An 18114-nucleotide genomic window follows, 5' to 3' on the forward strand; every position below is an offset into this window, starting at 1 on the left:
GGCGCAGGCCCGACCGGCACCCGCCCGGTGGGGTCCGGCGCGGCGGTCACCGACCGGGGTCCGGTGCGGCCTCCGCCACCCAGCTGCGGATCAGGAACGCGGCGATCGACGCCGGCGGCGCGAACCGGACCGGGTACCCGTCGCCGGAATCGAGCCGCTCACCCGCCAGCCCGGCGGCCACCTCGGCCCGGGTGAACCAGCGCGCCCGGATGATCTCCTCCGGTTCCGGCCGCAGCGGCTGCTCCGGGTCGACCCGGCCGAGGTAGCCCAGCATCAGGGTGCCCGGGAACGGCCAGGACTGGCTGCCGACGTACCGCGTCGCGGTCAGCGTCAGACCAACTTCCTCGGCCACCTCGCGGGCGACCGCCGACTCGGCCGACTCGCCGGGTTCCACGAATCCGGCCAGGCAGGAGTAGAGCCGGCTGGACCCGTCCCCACGCCGAGCGTGGTGGTTGGCCAGCAGGCACCGCCCGTCCGGGCCGGAACCGCCGTCGGTCAACAGCACGATCACCGCCGGATCGGTCCGTGGCCAGCTCCGCGTACCGGTGTCGTCCACCCGGGACCAGCCACCGTCGGTCGCCCGGGTCGGCAGACCGGACGCCGCCGAGTAGCGGTGCCGGGCGTGCCAGCCAACCATCGCCGCGGCGGTGGTGAACAGCCCGGCGTCCCGGTCCGACAGCAGATGGCCGACCTCCCGGACGGTCACCGACCGCAGCTCCGGCTCAGCCACGGACGACGGTGGTACGGCGTCGACCGCGAAGACCGGGGTGCCGTCATCGACCGTACCGATGAAAATGCGATCGGTGACTTCGACGGCGGGTGCCTGGTCCGGGCACACCAGCACCAGGGCGGTCCCGTCGGCACCGTCGCGCACCAGCGCCCGGCCACCCGCCGCGCCGTCCACCACCAGCACCAGCGAACGTGGCCAGGCCCGCGTCAACCACTGCGGATCCCGGCGGTACGGCGCCGCCCGGTCCATCGCGGCGCGGGCCAGCGGCGGTTCTGTACCGGCGGTCGGCTGCGTACCGGCGGTCGGTCCGACGGAGGTGTCACCCGGCGGCATCGGGCACTGCCGCACCCGGCCCGACTACGCCGGTGACCGACGCGTCGGACGTTTCGACCTCGGTCAACGCGGCGACCGGACCGGCGATCCGCGCGACGTCGCCGAGCACCACCCCCGTCGTCAGCGCCGGTGCCAGGTAGCGGGTCGCGGCGGCCGCCACCTCGTCGCGGGTCGCCGAGACAAGCCGCGCGGTGTGCTCGGCGAGAAACTCCAATGGCAGGCCGAACCCGGCGTAGGTGCTGGCCAGCCCGGCCAACCCGGCCTGTGTCGACATGCCCAGTTGCACGCTGCCGACCGCGTACTGCCGGGCCTGTTCGAGCTCGTCGACGTGGGGCGGCAGCACCGCGAGTCGGCCCAGCTCGTGCAGGGTCTCCAGCAACGCGGGCGCGGTCACCTCGGTCGCCACGTCGGCGGCGAGCAGCAGCACCGATCCGGCCACCGAGTGTTCGACCATCGAGTACGGGCCGTAGCTGTAGCCCTTGTCCTCGCGGATGTTCTCCACCCAGCGGGACGAGAAGTAGCCGCCGAACACCATATTGGCCAGCTGCAGGGCGGCGTGGTCCGGGTGCCGCCGGTCCACCGCCGGCAACGCGATCCGCATCGACGACTGCACCGCCCCGGGCCGGTCGACCAGCAGCAACGGGGCCGGACGCGGCGCGGGTGCCGCCGGCAGCGTCAACTGCCGGCCACCGGCCGGCCAGCCACCGAGCACCTGCTCGGCGGTGTCCAACACCCGGGCCGGTGACACATCGCCGACCAGCACCAGGTGCGCCCCGGTCGGCCGGACCCGGTCGGCGTGCAGAGCGCGCAGCCCGGCCGGCCGGACGGAGCGGACCTGGTCCACCCCGGGCACCGATTCGGCGTACGGGTGTCGGCCGTACATCCGCCGGGACAGCGCGGCGCGGGCCAGGTGCGCCGGCTGGCTCAGCGCCACCTGGATCCGGTCGGCCAGCCGGGCGCGCTCGATTGCCACCTCGCCGGCCGGGTACGTCGCCCCGGTCAGCACCTCGCCGAGCAGTTCTAGCATCCGCCGCAGCCCGGTGACCAGCCCGGCACCGGCGACCAGCAGCCGGTCGGCGTCCACCCCGGCGGACAGACCGCCACCGACCGCCTGCAGCTCGGCGGCCAACTCCACGCCGGACCGGTCGACGGTGCCGGAGAACAGGGTCTGCGACAGCACCGTCGCCCTGGCCAGCGGGGCCCGCGCGAACGGCACCCAGAGCCGGACCTCCACCAGCGGCACCGACGGCCGGCGGACGGCGATCACCCGCAGCCCGTTGTCCAACGTCCGCTCAGCCACCTTGGGCAACGGCGGTCGACGGGTCGGTCCGAGCGGCGGCAACGGCCTCCGGGTGGGGGCGGCGGTCACTGGGCTCCTCCGGGGACGACCTCGATCGTGGCGCGGCGGTACGGACGTAGGGTGGCGGCGGCGGCACGGACCTGTGTCTCGGTGACCGTGCCGAGCATCCGCGGTAACTCGTTGAGCAGCTCGGGGGTGCCCCGCTGCTGCTCCAGCACCGCCATCCGCAGCCCTCGGCCGAGCACCGCGTCGGTGTCGCGCAGCAGGTGGGTGGCCATCCGGGCCTGCACCCGGGCCAATTCGCCCCGGGCGAAGCCGTCGACGGCGAGCCGGTCGAGCTCCTCGTCGACCGCGCCGAGCACCTTGTCGACGTCGCCGCCGGGCGGCAGGTGCGCCTGCAGGACCAACGCCGACGGGTCCCGTACGTCGAACGGCTCCCCCTCGAACGACAGGTAGCCGCCGAGGCTGGTGACCGTACGGTCGCCACGCACCAGCCGCTCCACCAGCCGGGCCGCGTCACCGTCGGTGAGCACCTCGGCGAGCACCACGTACGGCAGGTAGCCGGCCAGGTCGTCGACCGGGTCCGGCACCCGCCAGGCGGCGGCCACCGCCGGCAGCGGAGCCAGCGGATCGGGGTACGTGGTGCGCCGCTCGGTGGTCAGGTCCGGCTCGGCGAAGCTGGGACGGGCCGGCGCCGGCCGGGCCGGGACGTCCCCGAAGTGCCGCTCGACCAGGCCGGTCGCGGCGGTGACGTCGAAGTCACCGGCGACGGCGAGCACCGCGTTGCCACTGGCGTAGTAGCGGGTGAAGAACTCGGCCGCCTCCCCGACGGTGGCGCTGTCCAGATCGGCGAAGGAACCGTAGCCGTCGTGCGCGTTGGGGAAGGTGTCGAACAGCACCGGCGGCAGCCGAAGCCAGGGAAATCCGCCGTACGGCCGGTTGAGCACGTTGACCCGGATCTCCTCCTTGACCACATCGACCTGGTTGCGCAGGTTCTCCTCGGTCAACTGCGGGCCGCGCATCCGGTCGGCCTCCAGAAACAGCGCCCGCTCCAACGCGTTGCTCGGCAGCACCTCGTAGTAGTCGGTGTAGTCCAGGTGGGTGCTGCCGTTGAAGGTGCCGCCGGAGCCCTGCACGTGGCGGAAGTGCGCCAGCTTCTCCAGGTTCGCCGAACCTTGGAACATCAGATGCTCGAACAGGTGCGCGAACCCGGTACGCCCCGGTGGTTCGGACCGGATCCCGACGTCGTAGACGACCGCGACGCCGACCACCGGCGCGCTGCGGTCGGGCGCCAGGACCACCCGCAGGCCGTTGGGGAGGGTGAACCGCTCCACCGGGTACGCGGTCGCCGGGATCCGCACTGTACGCGCCACGCACCGACCCTAACCTGTCGTCGACAGTCCTCGGCGTACCGCCGGATCATTCGACGCGCACGGATGCGTACAGGTCGTCGACCACCCAGTCGAGCTGGCGGTGGGTGCCGGGAATGGAGACGAACAGCACCGCGGCGGTCGGCCGTCCGACGTCGATACAGGCGACCGCCACCAGTTCGTCGGTGGCCTGCAGGCCGGGCTGGGTGAAGTGCAGCCGGAACACCGTTAGCCAGGCGGGTCGCCCACCGATCGAGGTCCGCTCGTCGCGGATCAGGTCCATCCGGTTGGGCTGCGGGTAGTACTCGGCACGGACGTCGGCGGCCACCTGCCGGCCGACGCACTCCAGGTCGAGGGAGAGCGCGTCGTTGTCGGCGGCCGGCACGGCGGCGGACAGGATCGAGGCGTGGTAGTCGCTGAACCCGTTGTAGTCCGCCTCGGTCACAAAGTGCTGCCCCACTTTGTACGGCACCTGCAGCGCCCCGGCGTTCCACACCGTCGACCACTGCCGCCACGGTTCGCCGTACTCGGTGTACGAAATGCCGGCGTCCGGGTCGACGGTGCGCGGCCCGGACGGTTCGGGCAGCGCGGGAGCCGGCGTCGGGTCGGCCGGCGAGGGTTGCCCGCCCGGTCCTGCACTGGGGCCGGGGCAGAGCTGGGCCAGCGGCGGCCGGACATCCGGCGGCGGGTCCGGGCTGCCGAACGGGTCCGGGTTGCCGCTGAGCACCAGCACCAGCACGGCGACCAGACCACCGGCGAGCACCACGGCGGCGGCACCGCCGAACCACCACAGTCGTACCCCGTCCCGGCCGCCGCGCCGCGGGTCGGTCGGCGGTGGCCCCGACCCCCCGGCGCCCGGGCCGGTCGGCGGCCCGGTGGGCGGACCCGCACCGGCACCGGCGGCCGGGTACGGGCGGCCGGACCGGGTGACCGGCCCGGCGGACCAGCCCACGGCGGTCCCGGACGTTGACCGGTCAGACGGCAGCGAAGCAGACATCTGTCCTAGTGAAGCACTCGACGGCGGGAAAACCGGCAGCGCCCCGACCGGTCCGGTGGATCAGCGCGGGGCCGCTTCGATGTCGGTGGACCGTACCGGCGGGTCGGGTGCGTGCAGTTCGACGACGACCGGCCCGGCGCCAGCGGTCGGACCGGTGTACCAAGGAGTGACGACAGAAGTCAGGGCCAGCAGCACGCCGAGCATCGCGACGCCGACGACGAGCAGGATCTCCCTCGTCGCGCTGGTCTCGGCTGTCATCTCCACCCGACCTCTCTGCCCGGGGGTCCCGGCGGCGGTGCCTCGTCCGCCACGCAAAGGATCCCGGCGGCGGGCGCGACGTGCAGTCAGCCATCGGACGAAAAGCGTGGATGTCTCGCGGATGCCGCCGCCCGTACGGACGACCCTGCTCATCCGTACGGGCGTCACTGTCCGTCGACACCGGCGGCTCCGCTAGAACGTACGGCCGGCCGCGACGACGAACGGACGGCGGACGGCACGGCCACCGGCTCCGTCGCAGGCGTCAACCGGTCCGGCACCGGGTAGAGGAACCCGCGTACCTGTCTACATCACGGCTCACCGGGGAGAGTGGTGCCGGACGGACCCACCATGTGGAGGAGACACCTGTGACGGACCATCTGGCGGAGATCAAGGCGCTGCCAGTGCCCGAACTCACCGACGGCTACCCGGCCATCGCCGACCACGGCCTGATCGGCGACGGCCAGACCGCCGCGCTGGTCGGCGTGGACGGCACCGTACGGTGGCTCTGCCTGCCGAGATTCGACGGGCCGGCGCTGTTCGCGGCACTGCTCGACGCCGAACGGGGCGGCGCTTGGACGCTGCGGCCGGCCGGCCTGCGCGCCGTCCGGCAGGAGTACCTGCCGGACACCGCTGTACTGCGTACCGAACTACACACCGCCACCGGACGCATGGAGATCCGCGACGCACTGCTGACCACTGCCGCGTCCGGCGAGCCGGCGGACGAGCCGGCCGACGGGGGCGGCGGTCGGCCTGACGGGGCCGGACCGGTCAGCGACCGGCCGCTCGGCACCGAACTCGGGGCGGCCTGCGGCGAGCTGGGCCGCCTGGTCACCGTCATCGACGGCACGGTCGACCTGGACATCGGGCTGACCGGCCGGGGTGGGCTGCGGACCACTCCCACCGCCGAGGAGATCGGCATCGAGTTCCTGGCCGGGGACGGCGGCCGGCTGCGGCTGACCGCCAGCCGGCCGGTACCCGGCCTGGACCGGCTGGCCGGCCGGATCCGGTTGACCGCCGGCGACCGGCTCGGCCTGGTGCTGCGCTGGGCGCAGGGTCCGACCAGGCACCGCGACGCCGATCAGCTCGCCGCCGCGCTGGACCGCACCGCTGCGGCCTGGCGGACCTGGAGCCGCCAGATCAACTACACCGGACGGCACGCCGACCTGGTCCGCCGCAGCGCCATCACGCTCAAGCTCTGCGACGACCACGACAGCGGGGCGGTGGTCGCCGCCCCCACGTCGTCGCTGCCGGAGGCGATCGGCGGCCGCCGCAACTGGGACTACCGGTTCGCCTGGGTACGCGACGCCGCGTACACCGTCTACGCGCTGCGCCGGGTCGGGATGGCCGCCGAAGCTGAGTCGTTCCTGTCCTGGGTGTTGCAGGCCTGCACCCGCGACGGCCGACCGCACGTGCTCTACACCCTGGACGGCACCCGGCCGGCCCCCGAACGGATCGACCCGGACCTGTCCGGATACCGCGGTTCCCGGCCGGTGCGCTGGGGCAACGCGGCGGCCGATCAGATTCAGCACGACGTGTACGGCGAAATCCTCGACTGCGCCTGGCAGTGGGCCCGGGCCGGCGGTGCGGTCGACGACCGGCGGTGGTCCCGGCTGACCCGGCTGGGCCGCTCGGCGTTGCAGCACTGGCGTACTCCGGACCACGGCATCTGGGAGATTCGCCACGAGGGCCGCCCGTTCACCTACTCGGTGGCGATGTGCCAGGTGGCGGCGGACCGGATGGCCCGGCTGGCAACCGCCACCGGCCGACGCGACGAGGTCGAGCGGTGGCGGCGGGCAGCCGAGGAGATCCGCTCGGCGCTGCTGACCGAGGCATGGGACGACGACAACGGGCATTTCACCGAACACCTCGGCCAGCCCGGCACCGTCGACGCCAGCCTGCTCGCCCTGCCGCTGCGCCGGGTGGTCGACCCCGCCGATCCCCGGATGGTCGCCACCGTCGACGCCGTCCAGCAACGCCTCGGTGCCGGCGGCGACCTGCTCTACCGCTACCTGCCCGAGGAGTCGCCGGACGGGGTCGGCGGCGGCGAGGGAGCCTTCCTGCTCTGCTCCTTCTGGTGGGTGGACAACCTGGCCGGCAGCGGCCAACTGGACCGGGCCCACGAACTGTTCGAACAGCTCTGCGGCCGGGTAAACCACGTCGGGTTGCTCCCCGAGCAGATCGACCCCGCGACCGGCGCCTTCCTGGGAAACTTCCCGCAGGCGTTCAGTCACATCGGGCTGATCAGCAGCGCGGTCAACCTGGCCCGGTACGGAAGGATGCGGACGTGACAGCGAACGTGATCGTGCTCGGCGCCACCGGCGACCTCACCACCCGTTATCTGTTGCCCGGCCTGGCCCAGCTACGTGAGCTCGGCCGGCCGGCCGGCGGGATGCGGCTGATCGGGGTGGCCCGCGACGAGCTCGACGACCGTGGCTTCCGGCACCGGGTGAGCGCCGCGCTGCGCGAACACGCCCCCGAGGTGGCCGCCCGGGCCCGCAGCGAACTCGCCGAGACGGCCAGCTACGTCCACGGTGACGTGACCGACCCGGAGGTGCTGGCGACGGCGCTGGGAATCGCCCGGAACGGCGAGCGGGCCAGTCACGGTGACGACGCCGTGGTGGTCTACCTGGCCCTGCCGCACCGGTTGTTCGAGCCGGTCGTGATCGCGCTGGGTCGCTGCGACCTGCCGGCCGGCATCCGGCTGGTGGTGGAGAAGCCGTTCGGCGAGGACCTGTCCAGCGCCCGGCGGCTGAACACGGTGCTGCACCAGGTGCTGCCGGACGACCGGGTGTTCCGGGTGGACCACTTCCTGGCCAAGCAGACCGTGCTGAACCTGCTCGGGCTGCGGTTCGCCAACCGGGTGCTGGAGCCGCTGTGGAGCAACACGCACATCACCGGGGTCGACATCGTCTTCGACGAGACGGTCGACGCGGAAGGTCGGTCCAGCTACTACGACCACGCCGGCGCGCTGCGCGACATGGTGCAGAACCATTTGCTGCAGCTGCTGACCCTGGTTGCGATGGAGCCTCCGCTGACCGTCGACCCGGCCGACCTGGCGGTGCGCAAACTGGACGTGCTGCGGGCGGTCCGCCCGATCCGGGCCGCCGACGTGGCCGCCTGCACGGTACGCGGTCGGTACACCGCCGGGGTGGTCCAGGGCCGGCGCGGCGAGCAGAGGGTGGCCAGCTACGTCGACGGCGCCGGGGTCGACCCGGCCCGAAACACCGAGACGTACGCCGAACTGACCGTCCACATCGACAACTGGCGGTGGTCGGGAGTGCCGTTCAAGCTGCGTACCGGCAAGGCGTTGGCCGCCGACCGGCGCGAGATCGTGATCCGGTTCGCCGACGTGCCACACGCGATCTTCACCGGCCGGAACAGCCCGTGCAACGAGCTGCGGCTGCAGCTCGACCCGGACCGGATGTCGCTGCGGCTCAACGTCAACGGCATCGGCGACCCGTTCGACCTGGAGCCGGTCGAGATGGTGACCGAACTGGCCCGGCAGGCACCGAGCCCGTACGGGCAGTTGCTGCTGGCCATCATCGAAGGTGACACCCGGCTCAGCGCCCAGGCGCAGGAGGCCGAGGAGAGCTGGCGGATCATCGAACCGGTGCTCGCCGGCTGGGCGCAGGGCCGGACACCGCTACGCGACTATCCGGCCGGGAGCACCGGACCACGACCCTGACCGGGCGGGCCGCGTACGGCTCCCGGTCGGGCCGGACCGCGTCGCGGTCCGGCCCGGTCCGGTCCGGTCCCGATCTGGCCGGTCAGCGGGCCGCCGGACGGCGGGCCGGGCGACGCCGGCCGCCCGGTCGGCGCCCGGGGCGCCGACCGGTACCGGTGCCGCCGGCGGTGCCGGTCGGAGTGTTCTTCGCCGCCGCGGCCCGGGTCGGCGTGGGCAGCGTGACCGGCACCCCGGACGGGGTGCGGGCGCCGGTGACCCGGGCCAGCTCCGTGTCCGCCGGGCCGACCGAGCTGCGCTGTGGACGGATCTTCGCGGCGGCCATCAGGCGGTCCATGTCCCGCCGCTGCTCGGGCAGGACCAGGGTGGCCACCACGCCGGTGGCACCCGCCCGGGCGGTACGCCCGCCCCGGTGCAGGTAGTCCTTGTGGTCCGCCGGCGGGTCAACGTTGAGCACCAGGTCGAGGTCGTCGATGTGGATGCCGCGGGCCGCGACGTCAGTGGCGACCAGCGCGGTGACCTGACCGGTCTTGAACTGCTCCAGGATGCGGTTGCGCTGCCCCTGGGACTTGCCGCCGTGCAGGGCTGCCGCCCGTACCCCGCTGGCGAGCAGCTGGCGGGCCAGCCGGTCGGCGCGGTGCTTGGTGCCGATGAACATGATCACCCGGCCGTCCCGGGCGGCGATGGCCGCCGTGGTCGCCGGCTTGTCGGCGGCGCTGACGTGCAACAGGTGGTGGCTCATCGCGCCGACGGTGGCGGTGGACGGGTCGACCTGGTGTGACACCGGGTCGGTGAGGAACTCGCGGACCAGCCGGTCCACCCCACGGTCCAGGGTGGCCGAGAAGAGCATCCGCTGTCCGCCCGGCGCGACCTTGCGCAAGATCATGGTGACCTGCGGCAGGAAGCCCATGTCGGCCATCTGGTCGGCCTCGTCGAGCACCGCCACGGTGACGTCGTCGAGCTGGCACGCGCCCCGGTTGACCAGATCGTTGAGCCGGCCCGGGGTGGCGACGACGATTTCCGCGCCGGAGCGCAGCGCGTCAGCCTGGCGTTGGATCGACAGGCCGCCCACGACGGTGACGCAGCGCAGCCGCACCGCCCGGGCGTACGGTTCCACCGCGGCTGTCACCTGCTGGGCCAGCTCACGGGTGGGGACCAGGACCAGGGCCAGTGGCCGGCCGGGGCGGGCGCGCCGCCCGGCGGTACGGGCCACCAGCGGCAGCCCGAAGGCGAGGGTCTTGCCGGAGCCGGTGCGGCCGCGGCCGAGGACGTCGCGGCCGGCCAATGAGTCGGGCAGCGTCGCCGCCTGGATGGGGAACGGCTCGTTGATGCCGTTGGCGGTCAACGCGGCGAGCAGGCTCGCCGGCACATTGAGGTCGGCGAACGAGGGCGTCTGGACGTGAGGAATCGTGGTGGTGCTCATCTGACCGGATCGGCCTTCCGCTAGCTAGGTGGCACGTAGCGAGGAAGGCGCCGGGCGGTGGGGTCGCCAGCAGCGGGTCACAAGCACGAACCAGGGTAGGACTTGCTGCGGTCCGGCTCCCGCCGCCTGAGCGGCGGGAGCCGGACCGTCGTACCGAACAGCTCAGAGCGGGCGGATGTTGGCCGCCTGCGGGCCCTTCTGGCCCTGGGTGATCTCGAACTCGACCCGCTGGTTCTCGTCCAGGCTCCGGTAGCCGGAGGACTGGATCGCGGAGAAGTGGGCGAACACGTCGGCACCGCCCTCATCCGGGGTGATGAAACCAAAACCCTTGTCCGCGTTGAACCACTTGACGGTGCCTACTGCCATGTAACTCTTCTCCTTGATGGAACGATCGGACCCGAGACTGCCTGCGGGCCGATGTGAGATCCGCGCTTACTACGCGGACCGGCGTCGCGGTGCTGATCGCCCCATCCGGAACAGAGCCCGGACACAACAAAGAGCGCCTGGGCCGAGACCCCACAGGCGCTCGCACTGTCTCTGTGACCGGCCGGCCGGCGGGTAGCACCGGGGGCGGCACGGGGAACCAAAACTGCAACAGCACCAGGCTATCACGAATCCGGCGCGTCACCCAGCAACGGCAGATCACTGATCAGCTTCGCCAGCCCGGCCCGGTCCAGCAGGTCCGCCGGGCGCACGGTGACGCCGTCGCGCACGTAGTGGAACGCCGCCCGGACCTGCTCCACCGGCACCCCGGCCAGGTCCGCCCAGGCCAGCCGGTACGCGGCGAGCTGCACCGCCGCCGCGGCCTCGGCCACCCCGGTCGGTTGCCGGCCGGTTTTCCAGTCGACCACGTCGTAGCGGCCACCCGGGCCGGCGAACACCGCGTCCATCCGGCCACGGACCACCACCCCGGAGATCACCGTGGCGAACGGCACCTCCACCTCGACCGGCACCCGGCCGGCCCACTCACTGGCCAGGAACCGCTCCTGCAGCTCCAGCAGGGCGTCATCGGGTGCGGCGTCGGCGTCGGCGGCACCGGGCAACTCGTCGACGTCCAACAGCCGGTCCGCGCCGAAGCGCTGCTCCAGCCAGATGTGGAACGCCGTCCCCCGTCGGGCGTACGGGTCCGGTCGACCGGGCAGCGGCCGGCGCAGCGTGCGGGCCAGCCCGAACCGGTCCCGACGCAGGGCCACCAACTGCGACACCGACAACTGGTCCGGCAACGGCACGTCCACCGGCCCGACCCCGTGGGCCAGCCGATCCCGCTCGGCGAGCAGGATCCGGGCCTCCACCCACCACCCCGCCGAGGGCTGATCGTCCGGCGGGTCGACCGGCCGGTCCATCGCCTGACGGACCAGGTTCGCCGCCTCCGCCATCCGGGGCCGCTGCGCGCCCAGCGGATCGGCCGGCCACTCGGCCCGTACCGTCACCTCGTCGATCGGGTTTGCCGCACCCGGCAGCGGCTCCGGCGCCCAGTGGTCCACCACCCCCGCGCCGGCCAGGCAGTCGTCGTGGATCTCCTTGAGGAACACCGACGGCCCGCGGTGCCGTTTCACCCCGGCACCCCACCAGTAGCCGGAGCAGAGCAGCAGCCGGCGCGGCCGGGTGACCGCCACGTACGCCAGCCGCCGCTCCTCCCGCTCGTCGTGCTCGCGCCACCGCTTTCCGAACTCGGTCAGCTCCCGCTCCACCGCCTTTTGGTCCTCGGCGTCGTCGAGAGCCAACGCCGGCAGGCCGTCCGCGTCGCCGCGCAACGGGAACGGCAGCACCCCGAGGCCGTACAGATAGTGGTCCGAGCCACGCACCGCCCCCGGCCAGACGTCGCGGGTCAGCCCGGCCACCGCCACCACGTCCCACTCCAGGCCCTTGGCGGCGTGCGCGGTGAGGATCTGCACCGCGCCGGACACCACGTCGATCTCGCCGGGGCTCAGCCCGCGTTCCTCGTCCTCGGCGGCGTCCAGGAACGCGAGGAACGCCGACAGGGTCGCGGTGTCCGACTCACCGGCGAACCGGGCGGCGACGTCGCCGAGCGCGTCCAGGTGCCCGCGGGCCAGCCCGGCGTCACCGCCGCCGGCCCCGCCGGCCCGGACCGCCACCTCCACGTCCAGGCCAGTGTTCCGCTCGACGTCGGCGATCAGGTCCGGCAACGACTGGTCCAGGCGTTGCCGCAGCAGGGCCAGCTCCCGGCCGTACCCACGCAGCCGGGCGTAGCCCTCCGCCGAGTACAGCTGGGCCGGCCCCGGATCGGCCAACGCCTCCACCAGGCTGGCCTCGTCGAGCCGGTCGACGACGATCTCCGGCTCGGCCGCCCCGGCCCGGGGCAGCTCCCGCCGGACGTCGGCGATCGCCCGGGCCCGCCGGTGCAGCGCCACCAGGTCCCGGGGACCGATCCGCCACCGGGCCCCGGTCAGCAGCCGCAGCAGCGCCGCACCGTCGGTCGGATCGGCTAGCACGCGCAGCGTACTGACGACGTCGCGGACCTCCGGGGTGTCCAGCAGGCCGCCGAGACCGACCACCTCGACCGGCAGGCCGCGGGCCCGCAGCGCCGCCTCGACCGCCGGGATCTGGCTGCGCACCCGGACCAGCACCGCGCTGGTCGGCCGGGCGTCGACCGGGATCTCGTCACCGCGACCCGGCTCGACGCCGGCCGCCCCCCGCCAGGCCGCCAACATGCCGTCGGCGATCCACTCGGCCTCGTCGAGCACCGTGTCCAGCAGCGCGCAGTGCACCGTCGCGGCCGGCGCGCCCCGGGCCGTGCGGCCCGGAATCGGCGGGGCGACCTTCGCGGCGGCAGCCAGCGCCGCCACCCGGGCCCCGGCGGTCCGCAGCGGGCCGGACAGCTGGTTGGCGACGCTGAGGATCTCCGGCCGGTTACGCCAACTGGTGGTCAGCGTCAGCGACCGGGCCGGGGTGCCGTCGGCGCGGGCGAACTCGCCGGGGAACCGGTCCAGGGTGCCGGCGCTCGCCCCGCGCCAGCCGTAGATCGACTGGCACGGGTCACCGACCGCGACCACCGGATGCCCGCCGCCGAACAGCGACCGCAGCATCACCACCTGGGCGTGGCTGGTGTCCTGGTACTCATCGAGCAGCACCACCCGGTAGCGGTCCCGCTCCAACTCGCCCACCGCCGGATGGTCCCGGGCCACCTGCGCCGCCCGGGACATCTGGTCGGCGAAGTCCATCGCCTCGAAATCGGCCTTGCGCTGCTGGTACGCCCGGACCAGAGGCAGCAGGCGCAGCCGGATCTGCTGGATGGTCAGCGCCCGCCGCACGTCGGCGTACACCCGGCCGGGCCGGGACTGCACCTCGGCGAAGAACCGGCCGGTCCAGCCGGCCAGCTGGTCCGGGGTGACCAGGTGCTCGGCCAACTCCCCGGCGAGTGCCAGCACCGCGTCGGTGACCGTGCCCGGTGCCCGGTCCACCTCGGACATGTCACCGTCGTAGTTGCGGACCAGGAAGTCGACGATCTGCCAGCGGGACGCCTCGGTGAGCAGCCGGGCCGACGGCTCGTAGCCGGCCCGGAGCCCGTGTTCAGTGACCACCCGGGCGGCGTACGAGTGGTAGGTGGCCACCATCGGCTCGCCGGCCAGCGGATCCTCCTCCGCCCGGCGGCCCTGCCGGCCGAGCTGGCGGACCAGCTGTCCCAGCCGGGTCCGGATCCGGTGGGCCAGCTCACCGGCGGCCTTACGGGTGAAGGTGAGGCCGAGCACCTGCTCCGGGCGTACCTGGTCGTTGGCGACCAGCCAGACCACCCGGGCGGCCATCGTCTCGGTCTTGCCGGACCCGGCCCCGGCGACCACCAGCAGCGGCTCCACCGGGGCGGCGATGATCGCCGCCTGCTCCGGGGTCGGTGGCGGCAGTTTCAGCAGCCGGGACAGCTCCTGCGGGGTGTAGCGCGGCCCGGCGGCGGAGCGGCGACGCGGCGGCGGAGCGGCGGCGAACAACGACTGCTGGGTCATCCGTGCTCCGCCGGTGGTTCGACGACCTGCCGGCCCTTGCCGGAGACCGGGCAGCTGGTCTTCACCGGGCAGACCCGGCAGCTGGAGTTGGCCACCGCGGAGAACGTCGACGCGGCCATCGTCTGGGCGGTACGGCGGACCATCGCGCTCGCCCAACCGGCGTCGTCGGTGTCGGCCAGCGGCTCCTGCTGCTGCTCCTTCGCCTCCTTCACCGGGGTACCGAGCTGGACCAGCGCCGCGCCACCGGCGTCGTCGCCGTACTCGGCGAACGCCCCCGCCTCGACCGCCGCCTGGTAGGCGCCGAGCTGCGGATGCTCGGCCAGCTCGGCGGCGGTCACCGAGGTCGACTTACCGGTCTTGAGGTCGATCACCACCAGCCGGCCGTCGGCGTCGATCTCCAACCGGTCCACCCGGCCGGTCAACTCCACCGGCTGCCGCGGGTCGTCCAGCCGTACGGTGAACTCGTGCTCGATGGCGAGCAGCCGACGCGGGTTGCTGGCCAGCCAGCGCAGCAGCTTGTCGACCATGCCCTCGGCGCGGGCCAGCTCCGGACCGGCCATCCAGCGGGCGGCCAGGTCGATCGCGTCGAACCGGGCGGCGACGTACTCCAGCAGTTTCGCCCGGTCGACGCTGGCGTCCTCGGCGAGCATCGCCGCCGCGTGCACCAGGTTGCCGACGCCGGCAGCCGCGCTCGGCTCGCCCCGACCGCCGTGCCGCTCCAGCAGCCAGCGCAGGCTGCACCGCAGCGCGCTCTCCATGGTCGACGGGGTGACCCGGACCGATTCCCCCTCGTCGACCAGCGGCCGGTCGTCGGACAGCGGCCGCAGCCCCCACCAGTCATCCGGGTGGGCACCGGGCACCCCGGCGACCGCCAGCCGGGCGAGCACCGCCGCCGCCTCCTGCCGGCGCTGCGGCTGCGCCGTCTGGTCGGCGACCACGGTACGCAGCTCGGCGACCAGCGCCGGCAGGGTGAGCGACCGGGGCGGCCGGCCGACCGGCAGGGTCGGCAGCTCCTCGCCGTCGGCGTCCACCGTCGACACGCCCAGCTCGTGCAGGAACCGGCTCGGCTGCTCCTCGTGGTCCAGCCCGCCGACCCCTGCGGAGGCGACCGCGGTGACCAGCAGCCGCCGGCGGGCCCGGGTCACCGCCACATAGAACAGCCGCCGCTCCTCGTCGAGCAGCGCCGACGTCTGCGCGACCAGCGACGCGGTGAGCCCGGCCCCGTCGGACCGGCCGGTCAGCACGTCGACCAGCCGTTCCGAACCGAGCAGGCTGCCACGCAGCCGCAGGTCCGGCCAGACGCCCTCCTGCACCCCGGCGACCGCCACCACGTCCCATTCCAAACCTTTCGCGGCGTGCGCGGTGAGCAGCCGGACCGCCTCGCCTCGGTCGCCGCTCGGCGCCAGGGTGTCGGCCGGCAACTGCTGGCCGAGCACATGGTCGAGGAAGACCTCGGTCCGGGCACCCGGCAGCCGATCGACGAACCGGGCAGCCGCGTCGAACAGCGCCATCACCGCGTCGAGGTCCCGGTCCGCCGCCGCGGCCCGCCACCGCCCCCCGGCGTCGGTCACCCCACCGACCGGTACGGTGCCGGCCGGGCCGGCCGGCGTCCGGCCGCGCAGAATCGCGCCGAACCACCGGTCGGCCAGCCCGCTGGTCTGCCACACCGCCCAGAGCACGTCCTCGGCGGTCGCACCCGGCCGGGCCGCGGTGTCCCGCGCGGTGGCCAGCAGCGCCGCGACCGCCTGCGCCGGTGCCGCCCAGCGGCGCTCGATCGCGGCCAGCTCCGCCGGGTCACGCAACGCGTCGACCAGCAGTTCACCGGAGGGACGGCGGTCACCGGCGGCCAGCGCCAGGGCCCGCAGCCCTTGCCGCAGGCGCCGCTCGGCCAGCGGGTCCGCCCCGCCCAGCGGGGAATGCAGCAGGGCGACCGCCGCCTCTTCGTCCAGCCTGTCCGGCTCCAACGCGCAGCGCAGCAGCAACAGCAGCGGCGCCACCGCCGGCTGCCGGTGCAGCGGCAGGTCCTCGGCGTGCACCACGGTCGGCACACCGGCGACGTGCAGCGCCCGCTGCAGCGGCGGCAGTTGCAGCGTGGTCGAGCGCACGATCACCGCCATCCGGGACCACGGCACCCCGTCGATCAGATGCGCCACCCGCAGCGCATGCGCCAGATAGCTGGCCTCGCTGGTCGACGAGCGGAACACCCGTACCGCCACGGCGTCGCCGCTGTCCGGGTCCGCGCCGACGGCCGGCGGTGGGTCGGCCGACGACCGACCGACCATCCCGCCGGCAGGGGCCGGGCGCAGCTCGCGGTGGCCGGCCGGGCCGCGCAGCCGCCGGGCCACCCGAGCGGTGGCCGCCAGCAGCTCCGGGTCGGTGCGGTAGCAGACCGGCAGCAGGATCTGCCGGGCGGGCGCACCCGAGGCGGTCCGGAACCGGTGCCCGAACGCCGGCACGATGCCCGGATCGGCGCCCCGGAACGCGTATGTCGAGGAGTCCGGGTCGGCGAACGCGACCAGCGGCCGCCCGCCACCGGCGATCAGACCGAGCAGCTCGACCTGCGCCGGGTCCGTGTCAGCCAGCTCGTCAACGTAGACGTAGGACAGCCGGCCCCGTTCAGCCCCCAGCAGCGGCGGATCGTCGGTGAGTAACCCGGTGGCGGCCCGGACCAGCTCGGCGTGGTCGTAGCCGATCGAACCCCGGTTGCTGACGTCGCGCAGCGCGAGGACCGCGACGTACTGGCGCAGGAAGCGGGCCGCCGCCGGCCAGTCAGCCCGGCCGAGCCGTTCGCCGAGCCGGGCCAGCTCGACCGGCCCGACACCGCGTTCAGTGGCCCGCTGCAGCAGGTCTCGCAGCTGGGTGGCGAACGCCCTGGTGGGTAGGGCGGCGCGCAGCTCCGGCGGCCAGCCGACCGGGTCGCCGATCTGATCACCGGCCGGGCCGGTCGAGCCGGTGGAGGCGGCCGGGCCGGCCGGACCGGCGGTCCCCGGCTGTGGGCCGGCCACGTCCAGCAGCTCGCGGATGATCAGATCCTGCTCGGGGCCGGTGAGCAGCCGCGGCGACGGCTCACCCCGTTCGGCGGCGGCCCGGCGCAACAGGCCGAACGCGTAGCCGGGAAACGTGCGTACCAGGGGTTCGTGCAGCACCCGCCGGGAGCCGGCGGCGATCGCCGCCTCGATCCGCCGGCGCAGTGCGACGGCGGCCCGACGGTTGAAGGTGAGCACCAGGATCCGCTCCGGGTCGGTCCCCTCGGCGACCCGGGTGGCGACCGCGTCGACCAGGGTTCTGGTCTTTCCGGTCCCCGGACCGCCGACGACCAGCAGCGGCCCGTCGGTGTGTGTGACCACCGCCTGCTGCGCGGGGTCGTCGAAGCGCGCCGGCTCGGCCTGCGCCGGCCGGCGGACCAGCCGGTACGCCTGCACGCCGCTCATCTCACCACGACGATGGGACAGCTGTCGGCAGCCGGGTGGCCGGCACGCCGGGAGGTGGGCACACCGGACGGCGCGGACCCGGTCAACCTAACCGGGCCTCGATCTCGTCCAGCGCCGCCGACACCGAATCGACAACGATCAGCATCTCCCGGGCCGACCGCCCCACGAACGCCGTCTCCGCCAACGCCGTCAGCCAGTCCAGCAGCCCCTGGTAGAAGCCATCGGTGTCGACCAGCACCACCGGTTTGCGGTGCAGCCCGAGCACCGCCGTGGTCCACACCTCGAACAGTTCGTCCAGGGTGCCAAGGCCGCCGGGGAGGGTGACGAACGCATCCGACTTTTCGATCATCAGCGTCTTGCGGCTGGCCATCCCGTCGGTGACGACGAGTTCGTCGGAGTGGGTGTCGGCCACTTCCAGGTCGACCAGCGACTGCGGGATCACCCCGAGCGTCCAGCCGCCGCCGGCCCGGGTACCGTCCGCGAGCACACCCATCATGCCGACACAGCCGCCGCCGGAGACCAGGGTGTGCCCACGTCGGGCCAGCTCCCGCCCGGTCTCGGCGGCCAGGTCGAGCCACCGCTGCTCGAGAGTGCGCGACGAGGCGCAGAAGACTCCGATCGCGGCCATCCG

General features: G+C 73.9%; 12 protein-coding genes. 2 read left to right on the plus strand and 10 right to left on the minus strand.

Going from position 1 to position 18114, the window contains the following annotated elements; all coding sequences use genetic code 11:
- Window positions 1-46: 46 nt before the first annotated feature.
- From nudC to ACFHW1_RS02500, 5 genes are read right to left on the minus strand one after another with little or no spacing between them, the layout of a single operon-like run.
- A complete protein-coding gene (gene nudC / locus ACFHW1_RS02480) occupies window positions 47-1063 on the minus strand; it encodes an NAD(+) diphosphatase (RefSeq protein WP_416552232.1) in 1017 nt (338 codons plus the stop codon).
- Window positions 1050-2432 (minus strand): M16 family metallopeptidase, encoded by a 1383-nt coding sequence (locus ACFHW1_RS02485; RefSeq protein ID WP_416567635.1) that lies wholly within the window; start codon window positions 2430-2432, stop codon window positions 1050-1052. Before ACFHW1_RS02485 ends, nudC begins: the two co-directional genes overlap by 14 nt.
- Window positions 2429-3736 (minus strand): M16 family metallopeptidase, encoded by a 1308-nt coding sequence (locus ACFHW1_RS02490; RefSeq protein WP_416552230.1) that lies wholly within the window; start codon window positions 3734-3736, stop codon window positions 2429-2431. Before ACFHW1_RS02490 ends, ACFHW1_RS02485 begins: the two co-directional genes overlap by 4 nt.
- 46 nt (window positions 3737-3782) lie before the next feature.
- Complete coding sequence (locus ACFHW1_RS02495; RefSeq protein WP_416552229.1) at window positions 3783-4730, minus strand: hypothetical protein; 948 nt, start codon at window positions 4728-4730, stop codon at window positions 3783-3785.
- Window positions 4731-4790: 60 nt separating this feature from the next.
- Window positions 4791-4988, minus strand: coding sequence for a hypothetical protein (locus ACFHW1_RS02500; protein WP_416552228.1), 198 nt, complete (start codon window positions 4986-4988; stop codon window positions 4791-4793).
- A gap of 365 nt (window positions 4989-5353) precedes the next feature.
- On the opposite strand from ACFHW1_RS02500, the gene ACFHW1_RS02505 reads away from it, so the two are divergent.
- Together ACFHW1_RS02505 and ACFHW1_RS02510 are read left to right on the plus strand one after the other, a co-directional pair.
- Window positions 5354-7276 (plus strand): glycoside hydrolase family 15 protein, encoded by a 1923-nt coding sequence (locus tag ACFHW1_RS02505; protein ID WP_416614711.1) that lies wholly within the window; start codon window positions 5354-5356, stop codon window positions 7274-7276.
- A complete protein-coding gene (locus ACFHW1_RS02510) occupies window positions 7273-8673 on the plus strand; it encodes a glucose-6-phosphate dehydrogenase (RefSeq protein ID WP_416552226.1) in 1401 nt (466 codons plus the stop codon). The genes ACFHW1_RS02505 and ACFHW1_RS02510 overlap by 4 nt, the downstream gene beginning before the upstream one ends.
- A gap of 82 nt (window positions 8674-8755) precedes the next feature.
- Here the strand turns inward: ACFHW1_RS02510 and ACFHW1_RS02515 are convergent, their stop codons facing one another.
- The 5 genes from ACFHW1_RS02515 to ACFHW1_RS02535 form a co-directional block, all read right to left on the minus strand.
- Complete coding sequence (locus tag ACFHW1_RS02515) at window positions 8756-10093, minus strand: DEAD/DEAH box helicase (protein ID WP_416614713.1); 1338 nt, start codon at window positions 10091-10093, stop codon at window positions 8756-8758.
- A gap of 162 nt (window positions 10094-10255) precedes the next feature.
- Complete coding sequence (locus ACFHW1_RS02520) at window positions 10256-10459, minus strand: cold-shock protein (protein ID WP_123605346.1); 204 nt, start codon at window positions 10457-10459, stop codon at window positions 10256-10258.
- A gap of 242 nt (window positions 10460-10701) precedes the next feature.
- The gene (locus ACFHW1_RS02525; protein WP_416614715.1) at window positions 10702-14052 is read right to left on the minus strand and encodes a UvrD-helicase domain-containing protein; all 3351 of its coding nucleotides are present in this window, start codon (window positions 14050-14052) and stop codon (window positions 10702-10704) included.
- Window positions 14049-17483, minus strand: coding sequence for an ATP-dependent helicase (locus ACFHW1_RS02530; protein WP_416552223.1), 3435 nt, complete (start codon window positions 17481-17483; stop codon window positions 14049-14051). The genes ACFHW1_RS02525 and ACFHW1_RS02530 overlap by 4 nt, the downstream gene beginning before the upstream one ends.
- Window positions 17484-17565: 82 nt before the next feature.
- Window positions 17566-18111, minus strand: a complete 546-nt coding sequence (locus tag ACFHW1_RS02535; protein ID WP_416552222.1) for a TIGR00730 family Rossman fold protein — start codon at window positions 18109-18111, stop codon at window positions 17566-17568.
- Window positions 18112-18114: the final 3 nt, after the last annotated feature.

It is taken from the genome of Micromonospora sp. LOL_014 (genome assembly GCF_048060245.1).
Taxonomy (GTDB): domain Bacteria; phylum Actinomycetota; class Actinomycetes; order Mycobacteriales; family Micromonosporaceae; genus Micromonospora_E.

Bases quoted from the DNA above. Each gene is read 5' to 3' on its own strand.
- ACFHW1_RS02515 (WP_416614713.1), bottom strand. From the start codon at position 10,093: ATGAGCACCACCACGATTCCTCACGTCCAGACGCCCTCGTTCGCCGAC.
- ACFHW1_RS02530 (WP_416552223.1), bottom strand. From the start codon at position 17,483: ATGAGCGGCGTGCAGGCGTACCGGCTGGTCCGCCGGCCGGCGCAGGCC.
- ACFHW1_RS02520 (WP_123605346.1), bottom strand. From the start codon at position 10,459: ATGGCAGTAGGCACCGTCAAGTGGTTCAACGCGGACAAGGGTTTTGGT.
- ACFHW1_RS02535 (WP_416552222.1), bottom strand. From the start codon at position 18,111: ATGGCCGCGATCGGAGTCTTCTGCGCCTCGTCGCGCACTCTCGAGCAG.
- nudC (WP_416552232.1), bottom strand. From the start codon at position 1,063: ATGCCGCCGGGTGACACCTCCGTCGGACCGACCGCCGGTACGCAGCCG.
- ACFHW1_RS02500 (WP_416552228.1), bottom strand. From the start codon at position 4,988: ATGACAGCCGAGACCAGCGCGACGAGGGAGATCCTGCTCGTCGTCGGC.
- ACFHW1_RS02525 (WP_416614715.1), bottom strand. From the start codon at position 14,052: ATGACCCAGCAGTCGTTGTTCGCCGCCGCTCCGCCGCCGCGTCGCCGC.
- ACFHW1_RS02495 (WP_416552229.1), bottom strand. From the start codon at position 4,730: ATGTCTGCTTCGCTGCCGTCTGACCGGTCAACGTCCGGGACCGCCGTG.